Genomic DNA, 21,510 nt, shown 5'->3' with positions numbered 1-21,510 from the left:
TCCTACGACCCATCTCTTGCAGATACCGTCACTGCGGTTACACCGCCGTGCTCACTTCCCCACCAGCTTCTGCCGCTCCGGGCTGTAGCGCTCACCGACAATCTCCACCGCATCGAGTGCCTGTTGAATACGTGCCAGCTCGTCGCTGCTCAAGACGAGCGCAGCGCCGCCGATGTTTTCGTTCAGGCGATGCCGCTTGGTGGTGCCAGGAATCGGCACGATCCAGGGCTTGCGCGACAACAGCCAGGCCAGCGCCACCTGTGCCGGCGTCGCGCCCTTGTCGTCCGCAATGGCTTGCAGGCGATGCACCAGTGCCTGATTGGCACGGTGCGCCTCCGCGGCAAAGCGCGGCACGCTGTTACGGAAGTCGCTCTGGTCGAATTGCGTGTCGGCCTGGATTGCGCCCGTCAGAAATCCCTTGCCGAGCGGGCTGAACGGCACGAAGCCAATCCCCAGTTCTTCCAGCGTGGGCAGCACGCTGGCTTCCGGTTCGCGCCACCACAGCGAGTATTCGCTTTGCACCGCGGCCACCGGTTGTACGGCGTGCGCGCGGCGGATGGTATCCGCGCCGGCTTCGGACAGACCGAAATGGCCCACCTTGCCTTCGGCGATCAAATCCTTGACCGTGCCGGCCACTTCCTCGATCGGCACCGCGGGATCCACGCGGTGCTGATAGAACAGATCGATACGCTCGCGCTTCAACCGCAGCAGGCTGGCCTCGGCCACTGCGCGGATACGCGCGGGCCGGCTGTCCAGGCCGGCATCGGCATGTCCATCGCGAAAGCCGAACTTGGTGGCGACCACCACCTGCGCGCCGTACGGCGCAAGCGCCTCACCCAGCAGTTCCTCATTGGCGAACGGCCCGTACGCCTCTGCGGTGTCGAAAAAGGTCACGCCCTGCTCCACCGCAGCATGCAGCAGTGCCACCGCCTGTTTGCGCTCGGTGGCCGGCCCGTAGCCGTAGCTCAGCCCCATGCAGCCCAGGCCAAGTGCGGAGACCCGCAGCCCGCTGCGCCCTAGTGTGCGTGTATGCATCGTGTGCTCCTGCGGCAGCGCCGCGTCGATGATGGCGCCCCACCTGGCATGGTGGCGCCGAGCGCACACGTTAGCCGCCAATGCCGGCTGGATTGCAGTGCGTGGCGCGCACACGGTCATGAGTGCGCGTCATCAATGCCGGCCCGCGTGGCATTCGCTTATGCCCCTGCGGCGGCACCGCGTTGCTCGCCAGCGCCCACGCGGATTAGACGGCACCAAGCGCAGACGTCAGCCGGCAATACCGCGCGGAGTGCAGCGCACGGCGCGCATGCTCATGAATGTGCGTCGTCACTCTCCGCGCGCGATGCCGGCGCGCGCGGCGTTCGCCTGCCGGTCGCTGCAGGCGCCGCTGGCACCGGGCGATACGCGCGCAAGAACGCTGCCACCGCGCCATCGATGTAGCGTTGCGCTGCAGCTACATCCGGCGGCATGCCGGGCGCTGGCACCTCCGTCGGCACTGCCGTGATCAGCCCGAAGAACTGCACCGAGGCGTCGGGCAGGTTGTCGATGGCCAAGGCGCCCTGCGCTACTTCGCGTGCCAGCAGCGCGCGCATCGTGCTGTCGTAGCGTTCGAAGCACAGCGTCCACATTTCTTCGCGGATCTGGCTGGGCAGCGACGGCGGCCGCACCAGGCCGTACGCGGCATCCTGCCGTGCCGCATTGGTCCAGACCTGCAGCAGCACACTGGCAACCGCCGCCAGGCGTTGCGCCACTGGCCCAGGCAGCGTCAGCAGACCATCCCAGCGATTGGACGCCGCATGCGCCATCGCTTCCAACGTGGTGCGGAACAGCACCTCTTTGGACGCGAAGTACGCATACACCGTGGCCTTGGACACACCCGCGTCTTCGGCGATGCGGTCCATGCTGGTGCGCTCGAAGCCCTGCTGTGTAAACAACTGCTGCGCGGCCGCCAGGATCGCGCCGCGCTTGGCATGCGGCACGCGCCTTGCCGGCGCCGGCAAGGCCGGGCCTTGTGCCGGGGCCGTGTCAGCCACGTGGCGACGCCGTGTCGGCGGCGGCCACGTCCGGCCCATCGGCCTGCAGCCAGCCGCCACCCATCGCCTTGTAGAACGTCACCAGGTTGGTGATGCGCGACAACTGCGTGGTGATCAAGGTCTGCTGCGCGCCATACAGCGAGCGCTGCGCATCCAGCGCCTGCAGATAGCTGTCGATCCCGCGTTCGAAGCGCGCCTGCGACAACCGGTAACTGTCTGCGGTGGCATCCACCAGGGCCTGCTGTGCCTGCAGCTGGCGGCCCAGGGTGTCGCGCTGCGCGAGCGCATCGGACACCTCGCGGAACGCAGTCTGGATCGACTTTTCGTAGCGGGCCACTTCAATGTCGCGGTTGGCCTTGGCCATGTCCAGATTGGCGCGGTTACGCCCGGCATTGAACAGCGGCAAGGTGAGCTGCGGCACGAAACTCCAGGCCCGCGTGCCGGATTCGAACAATCCGGACAAGCTGCTGCTGGACGAGCCCAGCGTGGCGGTGAGGCTGATGCTGGGAAAGAACGCCGCGCGCGCCGCGCCGATGTTGGCATTGGCCGCGCGCAGGTTGCGCTCGGCCTCCAGGATGTCCGGGCGACGCTGCAACAGCTGCGACGGCACGCCCGCCGGCACGGCGGCCAGCACATTGCCTTCCACGCTTGCGCCATCGGGCAACGCACGTGGCAACAGACTCTCCGGCAATTGGGTGCCGACCAGCAGCACCAACGCGTTGCGGTCCTGCGCCACCTGCGCGGTGTAACGCTCCACATCCACACGCGCGCTTTCCACGGTGGTCTGTGCCTGCCGCAAGGTGAGCTGCGAGGCCACGCCCAGCTCGAAACTGCGCTGCTGCAAGCGGTAGCTGTCGCTTTGGCTGGTCAGCGTGGATTGCGCCAGCTGCAGCAGCTCCTGGTCAGCGGCCAGGGTGAGATACGCGCTGGCCACATCGGCGACCAGGCTGATGTGGGTGCTGCGGCGGGCTTCGGCAGTAGAGAGAAATTGCTGCAGCGCCTGTTCCTTGAGGCTGCGCACGCGCCCGAACAGATCCAGCTCGTACGCGCTCACGCCCACATTGGCGCTGTAGGTGCGGAACACCGGCGGCTGCCCGGGCACCGCCAGTTCGCTCGGGGTACGCGCGTTGTTGGCAGTGCCGGTGGCATCCACGCCGGGCACCAGCGCTGCACGCTCCACCCGGTATTGCGCGCGTGCCACTTCGATATTGAGCGCGGCCACACGCAGGTCGCGGTTATTGTCCAGCGCCAGCTGGATCACCTGTTGCAGCGCCGGGTCGGTGAACACCTCCCGCCAGCCGATATCGGCGATGACGGGAGTTTCTGCGCTCGCTGCCGCTTCGCTGGCAACGGTCGCCGCCGCGGTGGCACCGGCAAACTGCGCCGGCACCGGTGCGTCGGGCCGCGCATAACGCGGCATCAGCGTGCAGCCAGACAACACGCTGGTCACCGCGAGTGCGGCAAGCGTCATTCGGATCGGTGTCATGTCAGTGCCCTGCATGTTGCGGAACGGAGGCATCAGGCTGCGCGCGGCGTTCGAACAGCCCACGCACCAGTACGAAGAACAACGGCACGAAGAAGATGGCCAGCACCGTGCCGGAGATCATGCCGCCGATCACCGCAGTGCCCAGCGCGTGCTGCGCGCCGGCGCCCGCACCACTGGTCAGCACCAGCGGCACCACACCCAGGATGAAGGCCAGCGATGTCATCAGAATCGGCCGCAAGCGCATGCGCGCCGCTTCCAACGCCGCCACCACCAGGCTCTTGCCGCCTTCGTGCAATTCCTTGGCGAACTCCACGATCAGGATCGCGTTCTTCGAGGCCAGGCCAATGGTGGTGAGCAGGCCCACCTGGAAGTACACATCGTTCATTTTCCAGGTCAGCACGGCGGCCACCAGCGTGCCGAACACGCCCAACGGCACCACCAGAATCACCGAGAAGGGAATCGACCAGCTCTCATACAACGCGGCCAGACACAGGAACACGATCAGGATCGACAACCCGTACAACAACCCGGTCTGCCCGGTCGAGGCTTTTTCCTGTCGCGACAACCCGGTCCACTCAAAGCCAATGCCGGCCGGCAACTTGGCCGCGGCCGCTTCCACGATCTGCATCGCCTGGCCGCTGGACGCCGCACCTGGCAGCGCCATGCCCAGAATCTCCACCGACGGCAGGCTGTTGTAGCGCTCCAGACGTGGCGAGCCCTGTGTCCAGCGTGCAGTGGCGAAGGCATTGAACGGCACCATCGTGCCGGCGCTGTTGCGCACGAACCAGCGGTCGATGTCCTGCGGGTTCATGCGGTACGGCGCATCGGCCTGCAGCATCACTTTCTTCACGCGGCCCTTGTCGATGAAGTCGTTGACATAGGTACTGCCCCACGCGCTGGAGAAGGTGTTGTTGATGTCGGCAATCGACACCCCCATCGCTTCGGCCTTGTGCGGGTCGATCTCCAGCTTGAACTCGGGCGTGTCTTCCTGCCCGTTGGGGCGCACCGCCACCAGCCGCTTGTCCTGCGAAAGCTCGGCCAGCAACTGGTTGCGTGCCTGCATCAGCGCGGCATGCCCCAGGTTGGCGCGGTCCTGCAGCATCAGATCGAAGCCGGTGGCGTTGCCCAGCTCCGACACGGCCGGCGGCGCCACCGCAAACACCTGCGCATCGCGCAAGGTGGCGAAGAACGCGCCCGCCTTGGCCGCCACATCGGTCACGCTCTGGCCCTTGCCGGTGCGCTCGTCCCATGGCCGCAGCTTGACGAAGGCAAAGCCCACGTTCTGCCCGGTACCGGCGAAGCTGAAACCAGAGACCGCAAAGATGCCGGCCACCGAGTCCTTCTGGTCGACCAGGAAGTGATGTTCCACCTGCTTGAGCACCGCGCCGGTGCGCGCATCGGTGGCACCGGGCGGCAACTGCACCAGCACGAACAAGGTGCCCTGGTCTTCGTCCGGCAAGAAGCCCACCGGCGTTTTCATGAAGCCCACCACCACCAGCGCCACGATCACCACATACGCAATCATGTAGCGCCAGCCCTTGCCGAGCATGTGCCGCACCACGCCCTGGTAACGGCCATTGCTGCGGTCGAACACCCGGTTGAACCAGCCGAAGAACCCGGTGGTGGCCATGCCATGACCGGGCTTGAGCAAGGTGGCGCACAGCGCCGGCGTCAGCACCATTGCCACCAGCACCGACAAGGTCATCGCAGAGACAATCGTGATCGAGAACTGCCGGTAGATCACACCGGTGGAACCGCCGAAAAACGCCATCGGCACGAACACCGCGGCCAGCACCAAGGCCACGCCCACCAGTGCGCCGGTGATCTGGTCCATCGATTTGCGCGTGGCCTCCTTGGGCGAGAGCTGTTCTTCGGCCATCACCCGCTCGACGTTTTCCACCACCACGATGGCGTCATCCACCAGCAAGCCGATCGCCAATACCATCGCGAACATGGTCAGCGTATTGATGGTGAAGCCGAACACCGCCAGCACGCCAAAGGTGCCCAGCAATACCACCGGCACGGCGATGGTGGGAATCAGCGTGGCGCGGAAGTTCTGCAGGAACAGGTACATCACCAAAAACACCAGCACCACCGCTTCGACCAGCGTATGCACCACCTGCTCGATGGAGATACGCACGAACGGTGTGGTGTCGTAGGGCTTTTGCACCTTCATGCCGGGCGGGAAGAACTTCTCCTGCTCTTCCAGGCTCTTGTCGATGGCGCGCACGGTATCCAGCGCGTTGGCACCGGTGGCCAGCTTGATCGCCAGGCCCGCGGCCGGCTTGCCGTTGTAGCGGCCCACCGTGTTGTAGCTCTCACTGCCCAGCTCGATGCGCGCCACATCGCGCAGACGCACCTGCGAACCGTCGGTGCGGGTACGCAGCAAAATGTTCTCGAACTCTTCGGCTGTCTTGAGCCGCGTCTGCGCGGTAATGGTGGCATTGAGCTGCTGGTTGGCCACCGCAGGCAACGCACCGAGCTGGCCGGCCGACACCTGCGCGTTTTGCGCCTGGATCGCGGCGCGTACATCCACCGGGGTGAGGTTGAAGTTGTTGAGCTTGTCCGGGTCCAGCCAGATGCGCATCGAATACTGCGAACCGAACAACGTGGTGTCGCCCACGCCCTGCACGCGGCTGATGGTTTCCTGCACGTTGGCGGCAACGTAATCGGACAGATCCGAATCGCTCATGCTGCCGTCTTCGGAGGTGAAGGCCAGCACGTTGAGGAAGTTGGTGGCCGACTTGGTGACCGTGACGCCCTGCTGCTGCACTTCTTGCGGCAACAACGCGGTGGCCAGCGACAACTTGTTCTGCACCTGCACCTGCGCGGTGTCCGGGTCGGTGCCGTTTTCGAAGGTCAGCGTAATGGTCACCGCACCGCTGGATTCGCTGGTGGAGGCCATGTAGCTGAGGTTGTCCAGGCCCTTCATCTTCTGCTCGATGACCTGGGTGACGGTGTCTTCCAGAGTCTGCGCAGATGCGCCGGGATAGTTGGCGGTGATCGCCACGGCGGGCGGCGCGATGCTGGGGTATTGCGCGATCGGCAAGGTGGCGATGGACAGGATGCCGGCCAGCATCACGATGATGGCCAGCACCCAGGCGAAGATCGGGCGGTCGATAAAGAAGCGTGCCATGAGCTGGAGTCCGCCTTAGTTGGCCGCACGCGGTGCGGCTGGGGCGGAGGGGCTGCCGGCAACGGATGCCGACGTCGGTTGCCACGGCACGGTCTTGACCTGGACTCCGTCGCGGGCGCGCGACAGGCCATCCACCACCAGTTGGTCACCGGTCTTCAGGCCACTGCGTACCAGCCACTGGTCGCCCACCGCACGGTCGGTCTCCAGCACGCGCAGCTGCAATTTGTTGTCGGCACCGACCACGAAGGCGGTTGGCTTGCCGGCGCCATTGCGTGTCACCGCCTGCTGCGGCACCAGCACGCCCTGCGCCTTGACGCCTTCCTGCAGCACCGCGCGCACGTACATGCCCGGCAGCAGATCGGCATCCGGGTTGGGGAACACCGCACGCAGGCTGATCGAGCCGGTGTTCTGGTCCACGGTGACATCGGAGAACGCCAGCCGGCCCTGCAGCGGATAGGTGCTGCCGTCTTCCAGCACCAGGCTCACCTGCGCGGCACCGTCGCCGGCGCGCGCCAGATCGCCGCGGGCCATCGCCTTCTTCAGCCGCAGCACGGCGGCGCTGGGCTGGGTCACGTCCACGTAGATCGGATCCAGCTGCTGGATGGTGGTCAATGCCGTGGCCTGGTTGGCGGTGACCAGCGCGCCGGGCGTCACGCTGGAGCGGCCGATCCGGCCGGAGATCGGCGCATCCATTCGGGCGAACGCCAGATTGATGCGCGCGGTCTCCACGCTGGCCTTGCCGGCCGCCACATCCGCTTCGGCCTGGCCGAGCGTGGCGGCGGTGTCGTCGCCTTCCTGCTGGCTGATCGCCTTGATCTGCACCAGCTCCTTGTAGCGGTCGGCCTTGAGCCGTGCGGTGCGCAGGTTGGCCTGGGCCTTGGCCAGGGTGGCCTGGGCGCTGGCGTAGCTGGCGCGGTAGGTGGCCGGGTCGATCTGGTACAGGGTCTGCCCTGCCTTCACGTCGCCGCCTTCGGTGAACTGCCGCGTCTGCACGATGCCGCCCACCTGTGGCCGCACTTCGGCGATCAGGTACGGCACGGTGCGGCCGGGCAACTGGGTGGTCAGGGTGACCGGCTGTGGCCGGACGGTGATGACGCCCACCACCGGCGTGCCCTGCTGCGGGGGCGGCCCGCCCGGCGGGCTACCGCAGGCGCTGATCAGGACGGAGGCGGCAACGGCGAGGAGCGGCAGGCGAAGCGAAGGGACAGGACGCACGGGGAAGGTCTCCGGGAAAACCGCGATGGATAAATCTAAACGGTACGGTTCGGTATCCTAATAAGCTCATCCGTGGGCGTCAAGCATTTCTGCCCAGTTGGTATACTTAAGCGCCCCTAGGAGCACCGCGATGCGGGTCAGAACCGAAGAAAAGCGCGACACCATCGTTCAGGCGGCCAGCGAGGTCTTCCTCGAGCTGGGCTTCGAAGGCGCGTCGATGTCGCAGATCGCCGCCCGTGTCGGCGGCTCAAAGCGCACGCTGTACGGCTATTTCGGCTCGAAGGAAGAGCTGTTCATCGCGGTGGCCACCGCCATGGCCGACAGCTACATCGACCCGTTGATCGCCAGGCTGGAAAGCACCGACGCACCGGTGCAGCAGGCGCTGCACGCTTTTGGCCGGGACATCCTGACTTTCCTGTGCGCCCCCACCTCCATCACCATCTGGCAGACCATCATTGGCGTGTCCGGGCGCTCGGACGTTGGCGCGCTGTTCTATAACAGCGGCCCCGAAGAAGGCATGCAGCGCGTGGCCGAATACCTGCGCAAGCAGATGGACAAGGGCTTGCTACGGCATGCCGACCCGGTCGATGCGTCCCGGCAATTCGGCGGCCTGCTGCAAGCCGACACCTTGATGCCGTGCCTGTTCGGCGCGCTCAAGGATCCTTCGCCGCAGTATCTATGCGATGCAACGCAGCGCGCGGTGGACCTGTTTCTGGCGGGGTATGCGTGTAAGCCGGCGGCGGTTTGAGTGTGGTTGCGTATGCGTGTGGGGAGGTGGTGTGGTGACCGACGTGCTGCGGCGATGAGCGGCTTCGCAGGTGTTGGAACGTCCGACGATTGAAGTGCGCTGGGCTGCATCACTTGATCGAGCGCATCAACGACGGGTCGGGTCCGAGTTAGAGGTGCGCACTCTTAGGTGCGTCATGCGCGCGCGCGAACGACGCAGTGTGCGCGCAAACAGCGCAAACAGTTTCGAGCAAACTGCGCGGGTTGGCGGTGTGTCGCATTAGCTGAAGGAGGCGGCCGCACGCGGTGCTCAATGCAATGCCATGTGTGCGGCTGGCAGAGCTTCGCTGCATTGCTGACGCACTACCGGATGCGGTCGTTCGGGAACCAACGGCTGTGCGCTGCGACATTGGGACGCTACGTAGCAAGCTTGTCGCGGCCAAGGCCGCTCCTACGAGGAGCTCGCATTTCCTGCGGAAACTGCGTGTCGGCAATGATGCGGACAGAGTGAACGCGCGTTCTGCGTACGAGCACCGAAATAACATCGGGAACGCCCCATCGCGGCCTAGGCCGCTCCTACGGTGAATCGCGATTGTTTAGCGTCTTGCGCGGGCGACTGGAGCCACTAGCAGCGGCTCGATTCACGCAATCAATCCGCCGTGCTGCATTTGCGATGCACAACCGCCGACGTAAGTCGGGAAAGCCCATCGCACCCAAGGCCGCTCCTACGGTGAATCGCGCTTGATTACCGTCTGCGCGGGGCGATTGACCCGAGCCGCTCGCGCGCCTGGCACCACTAGCAGCGGCTCGATTCACACCAATCAACCCGCTGCCGCGCACTTGGCGCACAGGCCGTGCACTTCCAGCGTCTGTGCCTGGGGTTGGAAGCCCAGCGCCTTGGCGCGGGCTTCCAGTTGCAAGACCACATCGCGGTCTTCCAGCTCCACCGCGCTATGGCAGCGGTCGCAGATCAGGAACGGCACCGAGTGCTGGGCGCTGTTGGGGTGATGGCAGGCGACAAAGGCATTGACCGATTCGAGCTTGTGCACGAAGCCATTGGCCATCAAAAAATCCAGCGCGCGGTACACCGTCGGCGGGGCGTCGGCGCCCACGCCCTTGCCTTCGCGCACCCAGTCCAGCAGCTCGTAGGCCTTGACCGGTTTGCCGGCATCGGCGATCAGCCGCAGTACGTTGGCGCGGATCGGGGTGAGCCGCAGGCCGCGTTCGCTGCAGGCGCGCTCCACCGCACGTACGAAGCTGTTGGCATCGTCCACGTGATGATGCGGGGCCGTGCAGGCGTGTTCCTGGTCGTGCGTTTGGGTGTGCGTGTGCTTGGTCATACAGGCTCCGGCGTCAGGCCGCTCCAATCTTGATGAGTGCCGCATCGATGCGTTTCAAGGCACCCTCGCGGCCGGCCAGGTACACCGTCTGCGAAATGTCCGGGCTGACCTGGGTACCGGTGATGGCCACCCGCAGCGGCTGGGCGACTTTGCCCATGCCCAGTTCCAGCGCCGCGGCAGCGGCATGCAGCGCCGCCGACACGTTCTCCACGCTCCACTCGCTCAGCGCAGCGAGCATCTCGCGCGCCTTGCCCAGCGGCACTTCCGCGCCCAATTTCAGGTGCTTGATCACCGCGGCTTCGTCGTAGGTTTCCAGCGGCTGGTACCAGACCACGGCTTTTTCGGCCATTTCCTTGAGCGTCTGCACGCGCTCGCGCAGCGCCACCACCACATCGGCAGCGGCCGGGCCGGCGGCCACATCAATGCCCAGCTTGCGGAGCTGGTACTCCAGCTGGGGCGCGATGCTGGCCGGGTCGTCGGTCTTCAAGTAATGCTGATTGACCCAGCCGAGCTTGGCCATATCCAGGCGCGCAGCCTTGGAATTGACGTCCTTGACGTCGAACAGGTCCAGCAATTCCTGCTGACTGAACAGCTCCTGGTCGCCATGCGACCAGCCCAGGCGGGCCAGGTAATTGATCAGCGCATGCGGCAGGTAACCGGCGTCCTTGTACTGCATGACATCGGCCGCGCCGGTGCGCTTGGAGAGCTTGGCGCCCTGCTCGTCCAGGATCATCGGCATGTGCGCGAACTTGGGCACCGGTGCGCCCAGCGCTTCGTAGATGTTGATCTGTCGCGGGGTGTTGTTGATGTGGTCGTCGCCGCGGATCACCTCGGTGATGCCCATGTCCCAGTCGTCCACCACCACCGCGAAGTTGTAGGTGGGATAGCCATCCGGGCGGAAGATCACCATGTCGTCGAGCTCGCTGTTGGCGATCTCGATGCGGCCCTTGATCAGGTCGTCGAACACCACCGTGCCCGCGAGCGGGTTCTTGAAGCGGATCACCCGGTTCGGGTCGTCGCGATACGGCAGCTCCTGCTCGCGCGCGGCGCCGTTGTAGCGCGGTTTTTCCTGCTTGGCCATCGCGGCCTCGCGCATCGCGTCGAGCTCCTCACGGGTCTCGTAGGCGTAATAGGCCTTGCCCTGCGCCAGCAGCTGCTCGGCCACTTCCTGGTAACGGGCGATGCGCTGGGTCTGGTAGATCGGGCCTTCGTCGTAGCCCAGGCCCAGCCACTCCATGGCTTCCAGGATCGCGTCGATGGCGGCCTGGGTGCTGCGCTCACGGTCGGTGTCTTCGATGCGCAGCACGAACTGCCCGCCGCGGTGACGTGCCTCCAGCCAGCAGTACAGGGCGGTGCGTGCGCCGCCGATGTGCAGGTAACCGGTGGGGCTGGGGGCAAAACGGGTGCGGCAGGTCATGGAGCGCTCGGCGGAACGGGAGTGGCCCGATTTTACCTTGCGCAGCCGTGCCCTGCCCGGCCCGCCCGCTCAGGTGTTGCGCAACAGGTCGCCGTAGACCACGCAATCGCCGCCGCTGCGCTTGGCGCCGGGTGCGTCGTAGAGCACCAGCCAGCTTGGCGTGTTGCCGGCCAACTGGCGCGGCAGGTTGCAGATGGCTTCGGCGCGGTCGCTGTCTTCGCCGTGCGGCAGCACCACCGACTTGAGCAGCTCGCGCTGGAAGCGCACTGGCGCCTGGTTGGCGGCCAGCACGCTGCGCGCGTCAGGCCACTTGAACAGGCGGATCTCGCCATTGAGCACCATGGTGGGCCCGGCCAGCAGATACAGGTCGTCGCCGGAATAGTGCAGGTCACGCACGCCCAGCCCGCCCAGTTGCAGGAAGTGCTTGCGCAGCAGCGTGCCCTCTTCATCCAGCGGGGCAAGGCGCAGATGATCGCCATGCGCTTCCACCTGGATCTCCAGCAGCGCCGACCACCCGCGCAACACCGGGCCACGCAGGCCCAGCAGCAGGCGCTGGCCGTCCACCACGATGCCTTCGATGTCGAAGCCGTTGTCCTTGCCGGGAATCTTCAAGAACGGGCCGAAATGCGGGTCGTCTTCCAGCAGCGCGGTGAGCTGGTTGTGCTTGGCGTCGCCCTTGAGCCGCAGCGCGCGGCGGCCGTCGGCGGCTTCGCGCACCAGCGTAGGCGTGCCATCGGCAGCGCGCTCGATCGGCAGGCAGGCCAGCAGGCGGCGGTTGGCATCGAGCTTGAGCTTGGTCAGCCGCTTGGCGTTTTCGGCATCGTCGCGGCCAGGCTTGGCGTTCTTGCGCTTGAGCCCATGTGAGCCGATCACCCACAAAAAGCCGTCGGAGAGTGCCAGGCCTTCCAGGTCGGCTTCCTCGGCTGCTTCGCCAGGCAGATCCAGCAACTCCGCCAGCGGAAAGCTCTGGCCTTCGCCAAAGCGCAGCGTCTCGCGCTGCAGCGGGGCGAGCGTGCGCAGGCGATCCACCGCACAGGCTTCATCGCCGGCCACCCACAGCCAATCGTCGGTGAAGGCAGCGCCGGAAAGATTGCTGTGCACCAGCGCGCCAGGCGCGAATTCCAGGCGGACGCTATGCGGGATCAAGGTTTTCTTGGACATGGGTGACCTGGTCGGTGGCGGGCGGGAGTTGCCAGGCGGCTGACTCCCACTGGCGCGTGACCGGTGGCGCGGCGCGCATGGGAAGCGCTACGCATCCACCGGCCGGCAGCGCCCGAGGGCTATCGGTCGTCTTGGATCAATCGAACCCAACCAGCTTCGCACGCGTCACGTGAGCAGCCAATTGACCGGGCCAATCGCGGTCATTGGCCACCTGCGCCTGCGCACGGCTGGCCGCGAACGCGTCAAAATCCAGCTCCGCATACGCCCACACCTGCGCGCCCTGGGTCTGCGCCAGCACGCCATCGGCCGGAAAGCCCACATCCATCGGCGCGAACACCGCCGCCTCGCCGGTATTGACGTCCAACGCCGGGCTCCACGGCGCCTCACCGGCGGTGACCGACTGCGCAACGAACACGCGATTTTCCAGCGCACGCGCCAGGCAACCCACGCGCACGCGCATCGCACCGGCGGCAGTGTCGGTGCAGCTGGGCACGATCAGCAAACGCGCACCGGCCTCGTACTGCGCGCGCACCGGCAACGGGAATTCGCTGTCGTAGCAGATGGCGATCGCCGCACGCACGCCATCCAGCTCGAACACCTTCAGCGCATCGCCCGGGTCGATCACGCCGGTGGCCTTTTCGAACCCGGTGAGCTGCAACTTGTCCTGCCAGCCATGCGTGCCGTCGGGGGTGAACCAATCGCTGCGGTTGCGGTAGCGGCCGGTGCCAATCTCCAGCAGGAAACTGCCGGCGATCAGATGCACCGCATGCTGCCGGGCCAGCCCGGCGAACAACGCCATCCACTGCGGGCGCAGGGCCTGGATCGCTGCCAGCGACTCCGGCAAACCGGCCGAAATCTGTGTGCCGAACGTGGCGCCCAGCTCCAGCGACAGATATTCCGGCAGTACCAGCACGCGTGCACCAGCCGCCGCGGCCTCGCCCACCAACGCTGTCTGGCGTGCGGCAAAAGCAGCGAAATCGGCCGGCTTGCCGATCGGGTATTTGGCAACGGCAATCTTCATCAGGTGAGCTTCCTGCGATGCGTACGTGGGGTGGATGATGCGGAGGTGGCGCAGCAGCCTTACGCCTGCAGCGCGCGCGTCCACACCTCCAAACTGTGGTCGATCTCCCCGCGTTGCAACTCTGCCCACTCCAGCCGCACTTGCATGCCGGGCTGCGGCGCATAGCCGCGCTTGCGCCAGAACGCATCGTTGGGCCGGTAATCGGCTGGGCGGCGCGTGTCGTGCGGGTCGCGCTGGACCGAGCAGAACGCGGTCAGGGCAAACCGCCCCAGTGCACGCGCGTGGGCTTCGCGCTGGTCGAAAAAAGCGTGCCCGATGCCCTGCCCGCGATAGTCCGGCAGCAGCACCGATTCGCCGAAATAAAACACGCTGGCCGGGTCGATGCCCGCCGCGCGGAACGGCGCGTGGAAGGCGGCGCTATCGTCCAGCAAAGGCAGGCCGGTGGAGGCGCCGATCACCACATCGCCATCGCGCGCCAGCACGAACACGCTGTCTGGCGAGGCCGCATAGGCGGCCAGATAGTCGCGCTCGTAGGCGGGGTCGCCGTCGTAGAGATACGGCCAGGCGCGGAAGACCACACTGCGCAGCCGCGCCAGATCGTCCAGAAACGGCGTGATGGCGCTGCCGCGCAGTGCCGTGATGATGGGAGTAGGCATGGGTGCATTCTAGCCATGGCTGCAGCGCGTGCGCTCAGCCGGCCGTGCCGGCTCCACGCGCGGCCTGCCACGCCAGCATGCGCCGGCCCAACAGTCCCAGGGGCGCTGCCAGGAGGCACGCGGCGTCCGCCGCCAACTGCAGGCAGATCGCCGCTTCCACCGCCACTGCCGACGCGAACGCATCCTGCCCGGCGCCGGGCTGCAGAATCAAGGTGCCGAACAACAACACCGGCAAGAGCACGCAAACGCAGGCGACGCACCCACCGAACACCCGCCAGCTGGTGCTGGCCACCAACGCCAGCGTCAGCACGGCAACCACAAAGATCACTACGGCCGCCCAGATCACCGCAGGCGTCCTGTGACGCATGCGCCACCGCACTGCAGGCGTGCGACACGGTGCGCTGCCAGCTGCAGCCACGCGTACCAGACATCTCGCCTGCAAACCGCGCCGCTCATCGCAGCCAGCTCCGCGTGCAGGCAGCAGCGGCGGACTGCTGCCACAGCAACCAAACGGCCGCATCTTCCACCGCCAACAGCACGCCGAGTAATGCATCGCTACTGCGGGCCCAGTAGCTGCCGTTGCTCAGCCGCTGCCATGGCAGGTACTGGCGCAGTGGCGGCCGCGGCGCAGCGCACTGCAGCTGCTGTAGTGCGTTGGCGCCATCGCGGCGCACATCCTCGGCCGTGCGTGCGTGCAGCGCCATGCCGATCCATCCACGCCGCCCCGCTGCAGGCAGCGGCAAGGCGGATAGCGGCGAGCATTCCCATTGGTGGGGCGGCGCTGCGGACAGCAGCGCCACCGTTTCGATCCCGGCGGGCAGCAACCGCTGCGCCCGCCGGTGTAATTGAGAGCGCATCAGCATGCCGACCTCAGCGCAAGCTGTTGCCAAGCTCGTACCAATCGAGCTTGCGGGTCACCCACATGATGCAGGCCAGGATGCCGAACAGCAGCAACGATCCCATCAGCAACGCGTTGTCTTCGGAGATCAGCAGGCTGTAAAGCACGCCGTACAGCGCGGTGAGCATCACCGAAAACCCACCCGCCCGCGCCCAGCTGCGCAACACACCAGACAGGTACACGCACTGCAGCCCGATACACGCCACCGCCGAGACCAGGTACGCCTGCCAGAAGGCGATGCGCTCGGACAGGCTAAGCAGCAGCAGGAAGAAAATCGCCAGCGCCAGGCCCACCAGCAGGTATTGCACCGGGTGGATCGGCAGCCGCTTGATCAGCTCGAACAACACAAACGCCACGAAGGTCAGCACCACGAACAGGATGCCGTACTTACTGGCGCGATCGGCCTGGGTATACACGTCCACCGGGTCGACCAGCCGCACTTCCAGCATGTCCAGCGCGCTCGCATCCGACTGCAGCTGCGTCTGTGCGCCGGTGGCCAGCGCCGACAACGACCAGGTGGCATCGAAGCCCTTCGGCCCGATGCTCGGCGCATTCGGCAGGAACTGCCCACCGAATGACGGGTGCTGCCAGCCCGAGCGCAGCGCGATGTCGTTGGTGTCGCCGATCGGCGCGATCGCCAACCGGCGCGTGCCATCCAGCACGAACTGCATGTCCACCACATTGCCGTCCTGCAGCGTCCCGGCAGTTGCATCGCTCACCGGCTTGAGCGCGGCATGGATGCCCGAGGTCCGCCCGGCCAGCGTGCCTGCACCTCCCTCCAGCGTCAGCGCCCGGCCATCCACGCGCAGGCTGGGCGTGCCCACCAGCCCACGCACATCGGAAATGCCCACTGTCAGATACGGTTGGCCATACACGCGGGTGGGCGCGGCGGCGTACTCGAACGGGTCGTATTCGGCGTGCAGCGTTGCCTTCCACGAATACACCTGCACGCGGTAGATCCCCACCTCGCGCACCGAAGGCACCATCTCGCCGCTGATCTTGAGCGTGCGCGGCGTCTGCAGCAGCGCCCCCTCCTGCGCGCGCCACACCTTGCGCTGGTTGCCCTGCTCGTCCGGCTCGTTCACCTGCACCTGCTCGGTATAGGGCAGCACACGCACCGGCGCGATGAATTGCTGCTCGCCGGCCTTGCTTTTGGACACCCGCTCCACCGCCTCGTCGCGGTAGCGCGCGCGGTCCTGCACCGCGCCGCGGATCAACAACAACGGGATCAGCAACAGCAGGATCAACCCACCAACGGTGGCGAAGCGCAACAGCAGTTTCAGGGATTTCATCGACCATCCTCAGTCTGGGAGGTGGTCAGGGTGAGCGCGCTCGGTGTCCAGGGTTTGAGGCGAATTTGAAGCGAATGTGAAGTGGGTGGCCCGCACGGCCAACGAGTGCCACTGTGACGTGCTGTGGAAATACAGGTTTCACTCTGGAAAAGTGCAACGCAGGCCCAGCAAGAGCTTCTGTTTCATCGACGGCACTTCGCATCACTGCCACGCACTTCGGCGCCAAGCGCAACGATGCGCAGGCAGTTGCGTACGACAGGACCATCGTTTCGTTTTCGATCATGTTTTGAACACGGCTTTCCGCTCCGTCGTTCTTCGCCGTCTTCCTTCCATCTTCCGCGCGCCGTCGTGGCGCCGTTCTACACGCCTGCCCGCTTGGCCGGCCGTGGTTCAACCGTGCGCCCGACTGCATCCCTCTTGCCTGGAGTCTGCCTTCATGAACACGCAACGTTCGCTGACGCTCTGCCTGCTCGCTGCCCTGAGCCTGTCCTCCGCTGCCGCACAGGCGGCAATGCATGGAATGGGTTTGAAACCGTCGGCGTTGATGCAGCCGGTGACCCCGCTGTTCGGCACCGCAAGTACCGCCAAACCGCTCCCCGCCACAGTGGACCTGACCGCCTGGGCGATCACGCCAGGCGACCAGGGTCAGGTGGGGTCCTGTGCCTCGTGGGCAACCGCCCACACCCTCACCGGCTGGTATGCCAACGCCGCCAAACAGGCGCAGACCCGCTTTGCGCCGATGTATCTCTATAGCCAGGTCAACGGTGGCGTCGATGGCGGCTCCACCCTGGAAGCCCCACTGGACGTGGCTTTGGCCCAGGGCATCGACACCGCGCAGCATTATTCATGGGGCGATTACAGCTGGCAGAACCCGCCTACCGCTGCCGACCGCGCCAACGCCGCCAAGCACCCCACGCCGTACCGCAAGTACACCGTGCTGTATGCCGGCGACGGAAATGGCGGGCGGGCATTGGTCGAACAGATCAAGCTTGCGCTGGCCGCGTCCACGCCGGTGGCCATCGGCTTCTATGTCCGGCAAGGCTTCGAAGACCTCACCCCATCGAATCAGGTCGACTACGACATCAAGACGCCGATTCTGGGCGGCCACGCGGTGATCGCACTTGGATACGACAGCGAAGGCTTGATCGTTGAAAACAGCTGGGGTACCGAGTGGGGCAACAAGGGCTTTGGCAAGCTGTCCTGGTCGGTCGTCGCAAAGGACGTGATCGCAGCTGACGTAGTGCACTGACCACGGCGATTGCGCGCAATAAGGCGTCGCTGACACGGATGCGGCATGTGCTCCGGCACCTGCCGCATCCACTCGGCCGCCAGCCGCCGCAAGTTGCCAGCAGGTCGCACATGGCCTGCAGCGGGATTTACGCGGTGGGCAATCGCAAGGTGGCGATCGCACCGCCACCGTCGCGATTGCGCAGGCGCACGTCACCGCCGTGCAGGCGGGCCACCTCACGCACGAACGGCAAGCCCAGGCCGGAACTGCGTTGCCCGGTCTGCGGGCGCGCCAGCGAATAGAACCGCTCGAACACGCGTTCGATCGCATAATCGGGCACGCCACTGCCGCGGTCTTCGACCAACAGCTGCACCTGGCCGTCCTCCAGCTGCGTGCGCAGCTGCACGGTGCCGCCGTCCGGCGAGAAGGCGATGGCGTTTTCCAGCAGATTGATCACGGCCTGCCGCAGCAGGAAGGCATCGCCGAGCACGGTCTGGTCGCTGGCGGCCATGCTTGCCGCATCGAGCTCCACCAGCACGCCGGCGCCAGCGGCGCGCAGCAATACCGCGTCCACTGCAGCCTGCAACACGCCAGGCACGGCCACGCACGCACGGGTCTGCAGCCAGCCGTGCTGTTCGACCTCGGCCAGGGCGAGCAGCTTGTCGATGGTTTTGGTCAGGCGCTGCTCCTGGGCGCGGATGCTGGCCACAAAATGCTGGCGGTCAGATTCCGGCAATGGCTCGGTCAACAGCTCCGAGGCGCCACGAATGGCCGCCAGCGGGCTTTTCATCTCGTGCGTCAGCGATTGCACGTAGTGCTCGACGTAGGCCTTGCCCTCCAGCTTGCGGCGCATGGTTTCCAGCGCCTGGCCCAGGTCGCCGATTTCATCGCCGCGCGGCTTGGGCGGCGGCACCGGGATGCCCGCGCTCACCGCCTGCGCATAGCGATTCAACCGGCCAATGCCGCGCATCAGCCACCAGGTCATGCCGATGCCGATCAATGCGGAAATGCCGATCAACCAGGCGCCCCGTTGCAGGATGTTGCGCTGGCTGGCTTCGATGAAGGGGTCGATGCTGCGATTGGGCTGCGCCAGCGTGAGCACGCCGATCAGTGTGCCCGGTGCGTCCGGCGCATAGATCGGTGCGGCCACATGCATCACCGTGGCGCCGGGGGTGCCATCCAGCTCCGGACTGGAGCGCGCGCCGTATTCGCCGCGCAAGGTGCGGTAGACATCGTTCCAGCGCGAGTTGTCACGGCCGACGTCGCGGCCCAGCGAATCGAACACCACCACACCACGCGCATCGGTCACGGTGACGCGGTAGTCCACGTTGTTCTTGCGGAAGCGCCACACCCAGGCTTTGGGGTCGCGCTGCTGGGCCTGTGCCAGGTGGCGCGCAAAGCGGCCGTTGGCGATCTGCCCGGCTGCAAGCTCGGGGCTGGCCATCTCGGCCAGCACGTTGGCCGCATCCACCAGCGTGGATTCCATCGCCTGGCGCACGCCCGGCTTGACCTCGTTGACGAACACCCGCATCACGAAGAACGCGGCCAGCCCGACGATCAGAAAAAAACCGAGAAACAGCTTGAGGCCGAGCCGCATGTCAGCACCGAATCCCGTTGGCCGCGCACGCAGGTGTGTGGTCGTTGGTCGACCACCGCGTGGTCAAGTAGCCGGCAACAGCCGACGCATTTGGCATGGATGCGGCCAGCGCCAGTTGCGTCTGTGCCAGGAGCGACGAACGCAAGGTGGGCGTGCATAGGGATCGCGCGATTGCGGCACTGCGGAGGCACGCAACGTCGATCTCGTCCGCTCGCGCCTGATGATGGCCGACGCAAGACAGCGCGAACACATCGCGCCCGCCCGCCAGGCCCTTCACTTCAGTCAGCCCACGCCGACCACGCAAACCGCGCAAACCAGCACGCTCGACCACCCCGACCGCCAGCTTCTGAAACACGGCATCCATCCTCAGACCTCCAGCGCGTAGCCAAGGCCACGGTGGGTGCGGATCGGGTCGGCCGGCACGCCGGCCTGGCGCAGCTTGGCGCGCAATGTCTTGATGTGGGTGTCCACGGTGCGGTCGGCGCTGTCGGCGCTGGCATCCCAGCCGCGGTCCATCAGCTGGGTGCGGCTGAGGATGGCGCCGGGACGCTGCAGCAGCGCGGCCAGCAGCGCGTATTCGTAGCGCGTCAGCGGCAACAGCGTCTCGCCGTAGCGGATGCGGCTGCCGTCGCGATCGATCGCAAACGCGCCGTGCGGCTGCCAGCCCGGTTCGGCCTGCGCCACGGCCACGCTGCGCCGGCGCAGCCGTGCTCGCACCCGCGCCACCAGCTCGCGCGGCGAAAACGGCTTGGCCATGTAGTCGTCGGCACCGAGCTCCAGGCCCAGCACGCGGTCGATCTCGTCATTGCGTGCGGTCAGGAAGATCACCGGTACCTCGCTGAAACCGCGCAGCGTGCGGCAGACCTCGAAGCCGTTGATATCCGGCAGGCCCAAGTCCAGCACCACCAGGTCAGCGGGATCGTTGCGCAGCCGCTCCAGCGCCTCGCGCCCCAGCAGGCAGTGCTCGGGCACGTAGCCCTCGCTGCGCAGGGCGTACAGCACGGTGTCGGCAATGGCGGTTTCGTCCTCGACGACAAGGACACGGGCGGGGGTCTCGGACATGGCGCGCAGCATAGCCGCATGCCGGCGCGGCCAATAGCACGCGGGCCACCGTGCTATTGGCCGCTGCGGGAAATCATCGACCACACCACGCTGGCTGCACCTTGCGAGGCCGAGGCGTTGCAGACGCGCTTACCCCGGCGCCCGGCCGCCTCGCTGCGCCCCACCCGGCGTAAACCGCCACCGCACCTGGCGCAGCGCAAACCACCGCGCACCCTCTACACTGCCGCGATGAACTATCGCCACGCCTTCCATGCCGGCAACCACGCCGACGTGCTCAAGCACATCGCCTTGCTGGCGCTGATCGACACCCTCAAGCGCAAGGACACCCCGTTCTTCGTGCTGGACACCCACGCAGGCCGTGGCCGCTACCAGCTCGGTGGCGAAGAGAGCCGCAAGACCAACGAGGCCGATGCCGGCGTCATGCGGTTGATGGCCGAAGCCACGCTGCCGGAGGTGGTGGAACGCTATCTGCGCGCGGTGCAGGCCGACAACGCCACCGTCGCACGCCCGGCCGTGCCCGGCCAGAAAGCGGCCCGGCCCACCGCCGGCATCCAGATCAATCACTACCCTGGCTCGCCATTGCTGGCGGCGCAGGCGCTGCGCGCGCAGGACCGCATGGCGTTCTGCGAACTGCAGCCCGACGAAGCCCAGGCGCTGAAGACCCTGTTCGCCAACGACAGCCGCGTGCGTGTGCATGCCGGCGACGGCTATGCGGCGATCCGCGCCTTCCTGCCGCCGCGGGCCGGCGAGGTCAAGATCGGCCGCGGACTGGTCCTGATCGACCCACCCTATGAATCACAGGGTGCCGAATACCCGCAGGTGATCGCCAGCGTGCGCGAAGCGCTGGCGCGCTGGCCGCAGGCGATCTGCATGGTGTGGTACCCGATCAAGCTGCGCCGCAGCCTGCAGCCCTTCATGCGCAAGGCAGCCGCGCTGCCGGCCAAGTCGGTGCTGATGGCCGAACTGCAGGTGCATCCGGACGATTCACCGCTGCGCCTGACCGGCAGCGGCCTGTTGATCGTCAATGCACCCTGGCAGTTCGACCAGGTGCTGGCCCCGGCGCTGCCCGCGCTCAAGGCGCACCTTGGCGACGCCGGTGCATCGACCCGGCTGGAGTGGCTGCGCCAGGAGGGCTAGGCCGCGTTGGCGCCCGGCGTCACGACTGGCTCACGGCATCGCTCGGTAGAGTGCCGTGGGAAGCACTGCCACCCCCGCATACGGCCCCCAGCGGCGCACCGGAATCAT

General features: G+C 66.4%; 19 protein-coding genes. 3 read left to right on the top strand and 16 right to left on the bottom strand.

Annotated elements, in window-relative coordinates; translation table 11 throughout:
* Positions 1-51 precede the first annotated feature (51 nt).
* The 5 genes from ACD584_RS05560 to ACD584_RS05540 form a co-directional block, all read right to left on the bottom strand.
* Positions 52-1,035 carry an aldo/keto reductase gene (locus ACD584_RS05560; protein WP_076037824.1) on the bottom strand — a complete coding sequence of 328 codons (984 nt, stop codon included), beginning with the start codon at positions 1,033-1,035 and terminating at the stop codon, positions 52-54.
* Positions 1,036-1,307: 272 nt separating this feature from the next.
* Positions 1,308-1,997: a TetR/AcrR family transcriptional regulator gene (locus ACD584_RS05555; protein ID WP_076037823.1), complete on the bottom strand. Its 690-nt coding sequence runs from the start codon at positions 1,995-1,997 to the stop codon at positions 1,308-1,310.
* A 25-nt stretch (positions 1,998-2,022) separates the two neighbouring features.
* Positions 2,023-3,516 (bottom strand): efflux transporter outer membrane subunit, encoded by a 1,494-nt coding sequence (locus ACD584_RS05550; protein WP_076036682.1) that lies wholly within the window; start codon positions 3,514-3,516, stop codon positions 2,023-2,025.
* A gap of 1 nt (position 3,517) precedes the next feature.
* A complete protein-coding gene (locus tag ACD584_RS05545) occupies positions 3,518-6,652 on the bottom strand; it encodes an efflux RND transporter permease subunit (protein WP_014508367.1) in 3,135 nt (1,044 codons plus the stop codon).
* Positions 6,653-6,667: 15 nt separating this feature from the next.
* On the bottom strand, positions 6,668-7,867 hold the full coding sequence (locus ACD584_RS05540) for an efflux RND transporter periplasmic adaptor subunit (protein WP_011037813.1): 1,200 nt from the start codon (positions 7,865-7,867) through the stop codon (positions 6,668-6,670).
* Positions 7,868-7,997: 130 nt separating this feature from the next.
* On the opposite strand from ACD584_RS05540, the gene ACD584_RS05535 reads away from it, so the two are divergent.
* Positions 7,998-8,615 (top strand): TetR/AcrR family transcriptional regulator, encoded by a 618-nt coding sequence (locus tag ACD584_RS05535; RefSeq protein WP_076036681.1) that lies wholly within the window; start codon positions 7,998-8,000, stop codon positions 8,613-8,615.
* A gap of 799 nt (positions 8,616-9,414) precedes the next feature.
* Here ACD584_RS05535 and ACD584_RS05530 read toward each other — a convergent pair.
* From ACD584_RS05530 to creD, 8 genes are all read right to left on the bottom strand, one after another.
* Positions 9,415-9,933, bottom strand: coding sequence for a transcriptional repressor (locus tag ACD584_RS05530; protein WP_076036680.1), 519 nt, complete (start codon positions 9,931-9,933; stop codon positions 9,415-9,417).
* A 13-nt stretch (positions 9,934-9,946) separates the two neighbouring features.
* Complete coding sequence (gltX, locus tag ACD584_RS05525) at positions 9,947-11,350, bottom strand: glutamate--tRNA ligase (RefSeq protein ID WP_076036679.1); 1,404 nt, start codon at positions 11,348-11,350, stop codon at positions 9,947-9,949.
* 69 nt (positions 11,351-11,419) lie between these two features.
* A complete protein-coding gene (locus ACD584_RS05520; RefSeq protein ID WP_012437847.1) occupies positions 11,420-12,511 on the bottom strand; it encodes a DUF3616 domain-containing protein in 1,092 nt (363 codons plus the stop codon).
* 136 nt (positions 12,512-12,647) lie between these two features.
* Entirely contained in the window at positions 12,648-13,532 is an 885-nt protein-coding gene (locus ACD584_RS05515) for a carbon-nitrogen hydrolase family protein (protein ID WP_014508370.1), read from the bottom strand.
* A gap of 59 nt (positions 13,533-13,591) precedes the next feature.
* Complete coding sequence (locus ACD584_RS05510) at positions 13,592-14,188, bottom strand: GNAT family N-acetyltransferase (RefSeq protein ID WP_076036678.1); 597 nt, start codon at positions 14,186-14,188, stop codon at positions 13,592-13,594.
* A 34-nt stretch (positions 14,189-14,222) separates the two neighbouring features.
* A complete protein-coding gene (locus ACD584_RS05505; RefSeq protein ID WP_228437971.1) occupies positions 14,223-14,555 on the bottom strand; it encodes a hypothetical protein in 333 nt (110 codons plus the stop codon).
* 85 nt (positions 14,556-14,640) lie between these two features.
* Positions 14,641-15,051 (bottom strand): hypothetical protein, encoded by a 411-nt coding sequence (locus tag ACD584_RS05500; RefSeq protein WP_161962742.1) that lies wholly within the window; start codon positions 15,049-15,051, stop codon positions 14,641-14,643.
* A 7-nt stretch (positions 15,052-15,058) separates the two neighbouring features.
* The gene (gene creD / locus ACD584_RS05495; protein WP_011037822.1) at positions 15,059-16,378 is read right to left on the bottom strand and encodes a cell envelope integrity protein CreD; all 1,320 of its coding nucleotides are present in this window, start codon (positions 16,376-16,378) and stop codon (positions 15,059-15,061) included.
* A 436-nt stretch (positions 16,379-16,814) separates the two neighbouring features.
* On the opposite strand from creD, the gene ACD584_RS05490 reads away from it, so the two are divergent.
* Entirely contained in the window at positions 16,815-17,627 is an 813-nt protein-coding gene (locus tag ACD584_RS05490) for a C1 family peptidase (protein ID WP_076036675.1), read from the top strand.
* Between the two features lie 127 nt (positions 17,628-17,754).
* On the opposite strand, the gene creC is transcribed toward ACD584_RS05490, so the two are convergent.
* From creC to creB, 3 genes are read right to left on the bottom strand one after another with little or no spacing between them, the layout of a single operon-like run.
* Positions 17,755-19,203: a two-component system sensor histidine kinase CreC gene (gene creC / locus ACD584_RS05485; RefSeq protein WP_076036674.1), complete on the bottom strand. Its 1,449-nt coding sequence runs from the start codon at positions 19,201-19,203 to the stop codon at positions 17,755-17,757.
* A 1-nt stretch (position 19,204) separates the two neighbouring features.
* Positions 19,205-19,567 carry a hypothetical protein gene (locus ACD584_RS05480; protein WP_076036673.1) on the bottom strand — a complete coding sequence of 121 codons (363 nt, stop codon included), beginning with the start codon at positions 19,565-19,567 and terminating at the stop codon, positions 19,205-19,207.
* 2 nt (positions 19,568-19,569) lie between these two features.
* Positions 19,570-20,277, bottom strand: coding sequence for a two-component system response regulator CreB (gene creB / locus ACD584_RS05475; protein WP_175611613.1), 708 nt, complete (start codon positions 20,275-20,277; stop codon positions 19,570-19,572).
* A 216-nt stretch (positions 20,278-20,493) separates the two neighbouring features.
* Between creB and ACD584_RS05470 the strand changes: the two genes are divergently transcribed.
* The gene (locus tag ACD584_RS05470) at positions 20,494-21,402 is read left to right on the top strand and encodes a 23S rRNA (adenine(2030)-N(6))-methyltransferase RlmJ (RefSeq protein ID WP_076036672.1); all 909 of its coding nucleotides are present in this window, start codon (positions 20,494-20,496) and stop codon (positions 21,400-21,402) included.
* The last annotated feature ends 108 nt before the right edge of the window (positions 21,403-21,510 follow it).

This window comes from Xanthomonas sp. NCPPB 2922, assembly GCF_041520885.1.
Classification (GTDB): domain Bacteria; phylum Pseudomonadota; class Gammaproteobacteria; order Xanthomonadales; family Xanthomonadaceae; genus Xanthomonas; species Xanthomonas campestris.
The sequence above is the reverse complement of the archived record's forward strand: the minus strand, read 5'-3'. Positions and strand labels throughout refer to the sequence as shown.

Coding starts and splice junctions, on each gene's coding strand:
- gltX (WP_076036679.1), bottom strand. CDS start 11,350: ATGACCTGCCGCACCCGTTTTGCCCCCAGCCCCACCGGTTACCTGCAC.
- ACD584_RS05520 (WP_012437847.1), bottom strand. CDS start 12,511: ATGTCCAAGAAAACCTTGATCCCGCATAGCGTCCGCCTGGAATTCGCG.
- ACD584_RS05530 (WP_076036680.1), bottom strand. CDS start 9,933: ATGACCAAGCACACGCACACCCAAACGCACGACCAGGAACACGCCTGC.
- ACD584_RS05470 (WP_076036672.1), top strand. CDS start 20,494: ATGAACTATCGCCACGCCTTCCATGCCGGCAACCACGCCGACGTGCTC.
- ACD584_RS05515 (WP_014508370.1), bottom strand. CDS start 13,532: ATGAAGATTGCCGTTGCCAAATACCCGATCGGCAAGCCGGCCGATTTC.
- ACD584_RS05480 (WP_076036673.1), bottom strand. CDS start 19,567: ATGGATGCCGTGTTTCAGAAGCTGGCGGTCGGGGTGGTCGAGCGTGCT.
- ACD584_RS05545 (WP_014508367.1), bottom strand. CDS start 6,652: ATGGCACGCTTCTTTATCGACCGCCCGATCTTCGCCTGGGTGCTGGCC.
- ACD584_RS05560 (WP_076037824.1), bottom strand. CDS start 1,035: ATGCATACACGCACACTAGGGCGCAGCGGGCTGCGGGTCTCCGCACTT.
- ACD584_RS05500 (WP_161962742.1), bottom strand. CDS start 15,051: ATGCTGATGCGCTCTCAATTACACCGGCGGGCGCAGCGGTTGCTGCCC.
- creC (WP_076036674.1), bottom strand. CDS start 19,203: ATGCGGCTCGGCCTCAAGCTGTTTCTCGGTTTTTTTCTGATCGTCGGG.
- ACD584_RS05535 (WP_076036681.1), top strand. CDS start 7,998: ATGCGGGTCAGAACCGAAGAAAAGCGCGACACCATCGTTCAGGCGGCC.
- ACD584_RS05505 (WP_228437971.1), bottom strand. CDS start 14,555: ATGCGTCACAGGACGCCTGCGGTGATCTGGGCGGCCGTAGTGATCTTT.
- ACD584_RS05550 (WP_076036682.1), bottom strand. CDS start 3,516: ATGACACCGATCCGAATGACGCTTGCCGCACTCGCGGTGACCAGCGTG.
- ACD584_RS05490 (WP_076036675.1), top strand. CDS start 16,815: ATGAACACGCAACGTTCGCTGACGCTCTGCCTGCTCGCTGCCCTGAGC.
- creB (WP_175611613.1), bottom strand. CDS start 20,277: ATGCTGCGCGCCATGTCCGAGACCCCCGCCCGTGTCCTTGTCGTCGAG.
- ACD584_RS05510 (WP_076036678.1), bottom strand. CDS start 14,188: ATGCCTACTCCCATCATCACGGCACTGCGCGGCAGCGCCATCACGCCG.
- creD (WP_011037822.1), bottom strand. CDS start 16,378: ATGAAATCCCTGAAACTGCTGTTGCGCTTCGCCACCGTTGGTGGGTTG.